The organism is Microbacterium sp. Ru50, from assembly GCF_002920555.1.
GTDB lineage: Bacteria > Actinomycetota > Actinomycetes > Actinomycetales > Microbacteriaceae > Microbacterium > Microbacterium arborescens.
Map to the genome: position 1 here is coordinate 1 of NZ_PQSV01000010.1, position 5,156 is coordinate 5,156.

Sequence of the window (5,156 nt, forward strand, 5' to 3'; positions counted from 1 at the left end):
GGGGGAGGCAACGGATAGTCAGCAATGATTTATCTCTTTGGTCAGCATCAAACTCGCTGCTCCAGTCTTTTTCCGGCTGGTCGCAGCAAATTTTCTTTACGGAGAGTTTGATCCTGGCTCAGGATGAACGCTGGCGGCGTGCTTAACACATGCAAGTCGAACGGTGAAGCAGAGCTTGCTCTGTGGATCAGTGGCGAACGGGTGAGTAACACGTGAGCAATCTGCCCCTGACTCTGGGATAAGCGCTGGAAACGGCGTCTAATACCGGATACGAGCTGCGACCGCATGGTCAGTAGCTGGAAAGAATTTCGGTCAGGGATGAGCTCGCGGCCTATCAGCTTGTTGGTGAGGTAATGGCTCACCAAGGCGTCGACGGGTAGCCGGCCTGAGAGGGTGACCGGCCACACTGGGACTGAGACACGGCCCAGACTCCTACGGGAGGCAGCAGTGGGGAATATTGCACAATGGGCGCAAGCCTGATGCAGCAACGCCGCGTGAGGGATGACGGCCTTCGGGTTGTAAACCTCTTTTAGCAGGGAAGAAGCGAAAGTGACGGTACCTGCAGAAAAAGCGCCGGCTAACTACGTGCCAGCAGCCGCGGTAATACGTAGGGCGCAAGCGTTATCCGGAATTATTGGGCGTAAAGAGCTCGTAGGCGGTCTGTCGCGTCTGCTGTGAAAACCCGAGGCTCAACCTCGGGCCTGCAGTGGGTACGGGCAGACTAGAGTGCGGTAGGGGAGATTGGAATTCCTGGTGTAGCGGTGGAATGCGCAGATATCAGGAGGAACACCGATGGCGAAGGCAGATCTCTGGGCCGTAACTGACGCTGAGGAGCGAAAGGGTGGGGAGCAAACAGGCTTAGATACCCTGGTAGTCCACCCCGTAAACGTTGGGAACTAGTTGTGGGGTCCATTCCACGGATTCCGTGACGCAGCTAACGCATTAAGTTCCCCGCCTGGGGAGTACGGCCGCAAGGCTAAAACTCAAAGGAATTGACGGGGACCCGCACAAGCGGCGGAGCATGCGGATTAATTCGATGCAACGCGAAGAACCTTACCAAGGCTTGACATATAGAGGAAACGTCTGGAAACAGTCGCCCCGCAAGGTCTCTATACAGGTGGTGCATGGTTGTCGTCAGCTCGTGTCGTGAGATGTTGGGTTAAGTCCCGCAACGAGCGCAACCCTCGTTCTATGTTGCCAGCACGTAATGGTGGGAACTCATGGGATACTGCCGGGGTCAACTCGGAGGAAGGTGGGGATGACGTCAAATCATCATGCCCCTTATGTCTTGGGCTTCACGCATGCTACAATGGCCGGTACAAAGGGCTGCAATACCGTGAGGTGGAGCGAATCCCAAAAAGCCGGTCCCAGTTCGGATTGAGGTCTGCAACTCGACCTCATGAAGTCGGAGTCGCTAGTAATCGCAGATCAGCAACGCTGCGGTGAATACGTTCCCGGGTCTTGTACACACCGCCCGTCAAGTCATGAAAGTCGGTAACACCTGAAGCCGGTGGCCCAACCCTTGTGGAGGGAGCCGTCGAAGGTGGGATCGGTAATTAGGACTAAGTCGTAACAAGGTAGCCGTACCGGAAGGTGCGGCTGGATCACCTCCTTTCTAAGGAGCATCTGACTCTTCGGAGTCCAGAACCCAGTTCGAAGGCACATGTTCTTCGCTGGGAGCTCATGGGTGGAACATTTGACATGGTGCGAAGGATGAGGTTCTTCTCTAGTACGCCGCTTGCGGTGGGAACGGGGAGGGTTTCGGGTGTCGCACCTGCACGCTGTTGGGTCCTGAGGGACCGGATGAGAGTCCGCAACCTCTGGGCCTTTTCTTCATGCTGCTCGGGTGGCATGTGGGGAGGGTACCGCCCGTACTTTGAGAACTACACAGTGGACGCGAGCATCTTCGATGCGACACCTTCGGGTGTTGTGTCGTGAAGATGATCTTAAAGATCATTAGTCAATTTTTTGACGATTCAACTCATGTGATTTCAAGTCTTTAAGAGCAAACGGTGGATGCCTTGGCATCTGGAGCCGAAGAAGGACGTAGCAATCTGCGATAAGCCTCGGGGAGTGGATAAGCACACTGTGATCCGAGGGTGTCCGAATGGGGAAACCCCGCTGGGCGGCGTGCCGACCTAGTGACTCCCGCCTGAATATATAGGGCGGGTAGAGGGAACGTGGGGAAGTGAAACATCTCAGTACCCACAGGAAGAGAAAGCAACAGCGATTCCGTTAGTAGTGGCGAGCGAAACCGGATCAGGCTAAACCTTGCGTGTGTGATAGCCGGCAGGCGTTGCACGTTGGGGGTTGTGGGACTTTTCTGATCATTCTGCCGAGTGGTCGACGTTACAAGAAGGTATAGACGAACAGGTTTGAATGCCTGGTCATAGAGGGTGCGAACCCCGTAGTCGAAATGCTTCTCTTGGCGTGAAGAGTATCCCAAGTAGCACGGGGCCCGAGAAATCCCGTGTGAATCTGTCAGGACCACCTGATAAGCCTAAATACTCCCAGATGACCGATAGCGGACAAGTACCGTGAGGGAAAGGTGAAAAGTACCCCGGGAGGGGAGTGAAATAGTACCTGAAACCGTTTGCTTACAAACCGTTGGAGCCTCCTTAGTAGGGGTGACAGCGTGCCTTTTGAAGAATGAGCCTGCGAGTTAGCGATACGTGGCGAGGTTAACCCGTGTGGGGTAGCCGTAGCGAAAGCGAGTCTGAATAGGGCGATTCAGTCGCGTGTCCTAGACCCGAAGCGAAGTGATCTATCCATGGCCAGGTTGAAGCGACGGTAAGACGTCGTGGAGGACCGAACCCACTTAGGTTGAAAACTGAGGGGATGAGCTGTGGATAGGGGTGAAAGGCCAATCAAACTTCGTGATAGCTGGTTCTCTCCGAAATGCATTTAGGTGCAGCGTTGCGTGTTTCTTGCCGGAGGTAGAGCTACTGGATGGCCGATGGGCCCTACAAGGTTACTGACGTCAGCCAAACTCCGAATGCCGGTAAGTGAGAGCGCAGCAGTGAGACTGTGGGGGATAAGCTTCATAGTCGAGAGGGAAACAACCCAGACCACCAACTAAGGTCCCAAAGCGCGTGCTAAGTGGGAAAGGATGTGGAGTTGCTCTGACAACCAGGAGGTTGGCTTAGAAGCAGCCACCCTTGAAAGAGTGCGTAATAGCTCACTGGTCAAGTGATTCCGCGCCGACAATGTAACGGGGCTCAAGCACGCCACCGAAGTTGTGGCATTGACATTATTGGTAGGCCTTCGTGGTCCAGCCGTGTTGATGGGTAGGAGAGCGTCGTGTGCCGGGTGAAGCGGCGGGGTGACCCAGCCGTGGACGGCACACGAGTGAGAATGCAGGCATGAGTAGCGAAAGACGTGTGAGAAACACGTCCTCCGAAAGACCAAGGGTTCCAGGGTCAAGCTAATCTTCCCTGGGTAAGTCGGGACCTAAGGCGAGGCCGACAGGCGTAGTCGATGGACAACGGGTTGATATTCCCGTACCGGCGAAGAACCGCCCAAGCTAATCCAGTGGTGCTAAGAGTCCTAACCCGGGCTTAGTTGATCCCTTCGGGGTGAGACGGTCCGGTCTAACGCTCGACCCCATGCTGGTGCGGCTAGCGTATTAACAGGTGTGACGCAGGAAGGTAGCCCAACCCGGGCGATGGTTGTCCCGGGGCAAGTGCGTAGGCCGAGTCATAGGCAAATCCGTGACTCATACAGGCTGAGACACGATGCGGATAAAAAGTGGGTGATCCTATGCTGCCGAGAAAAGCATCGACGCGAGGTTCTAGCTGCCCGTACCCCAAACCGACTCAGGTGGTCAGGTAGAGAATACCAAGGAGATCGAGAGAATCGTGGTTAAGGAACTCGGCAAAATGCCCCCGTAACTTCGGGAGAAGGGGGGCCTTCCACTTATTAGGATTTACTCCGAAAGGGTGTGGAGGCCGCAGAGACTAGTGGGTAGCGACTGTTTACTAAAAACACAGGTCCGTGCCAAGTCGCAAGACGATGTATACGGACTGACGCCTGCCCGGTGCTGGAAGGTTAAGAGGACCGGTTAGCCGCAAGGCGAAGCTGAGAATTTAAGCCCCAGTAAACGGCGGTGGTAACTATAACCATCCTAAGGTAGCGAAATTCCTTGTCGGGTAAGTTCCGACCTGCACGAATGGCGTAACGACTTCCCAACTGTCTCAACCGCGAACTCGGCGAAATTGCACTACGAGTAAAGATGCTCGTTACGCGCAGCAGGACGGAAAGACCCCGTGACCTTTACTACAGCTTGGTATTGGTGTTCGGTGTGGCTTGTGTAGGATAGGTGGGAGACTTTGAAGCGGTGACGCCAGTTACCGTGGAGTCATTGTTGAAATACCACTCTGGTCACTCTGGATATCTAACTTCGAACCGTAATCCGGTTCAGGGACAGTGCCTGGTGGGTAGTTTAACTGGGGCGGTTGCCTCCCAAAAAGTAACGGAGGCGCCCAAAGGTTCCCTCAACCTGGTTGGCAATCAGGTGGCGAGTGTAAGTGCACAAGGGAGCTTGACTGTGAGACTGACAGGTCGAGCAGGGACGAAAGTCGGGACTAGTGATCCGGCAGTGGCTTGTGGAAGCGCTGTCGCTCAACGGATAAAAGGTACCTCGGGGATAACAGGCTGATCTTGCCCAAGAGTCCATATCGACGGCATGGTTTGGCACCTCGATGTCGGCTCGTCGCATCCTGGGGCTGGAGTAGGTCCCAAGGGTTGGGCTGTTCGCCCATTAAAGCGGTACGCGAGCTGGGTTTAGAACGTCGTGAGACAGTTCGGTCCCTATCCGCTGCGCGCGTAGGAAATTTGAGAGGATCTGACCCTAGTACGAGAGGACCGGGTTGGACGAACCTCTGGTGTGCCAGTTGTTCCGCCAGGAGCACCGCTGGTTAGCTACGTTCGGGATGGATAACCGCTGAAAGCATCTAAGCGGGAAGCCGGCCTCAAGATGAGATTTCCATGCCTTCGGGCGAGAGGCTCCCAGCTAGACTACTGGGTTGATAGGCCGGATGTGGAAGCGTGGTAACACGTGAAGCTGACCGGTACTAATAAGCCGATGACTTGATAACACACCGTTTTTGGTGCTTGCGTCCACTGAGTGGTTCTCGATGTACGGTCGAGAACCGCAT

The 5,156-nt window shown here is 55.0% G+C and carries 2 rRNA genes; both read left to right on the top strand.

What is annotated here, in order from left to right:
- Positions 1 to 95 precede the first annotated feature (95 nt).
- Positions 96 to 1,615 (top strand): 16S ribosomal RNA (locus C3481_RS15890).
- 374 nt (positions 1,616 to 1,989) lie between these two features.
- A 23S ribosomal RNA gene (locus C3481_RS15895) occupies positions 1,990 to 5,096 on the top strand.
- Together the 16S and 23S rRNA genes form the textbook arrangement of a ribosomal RNA operon.
- Positions 5,097 to 5,156: the final 60 nt, after the last annotated feature.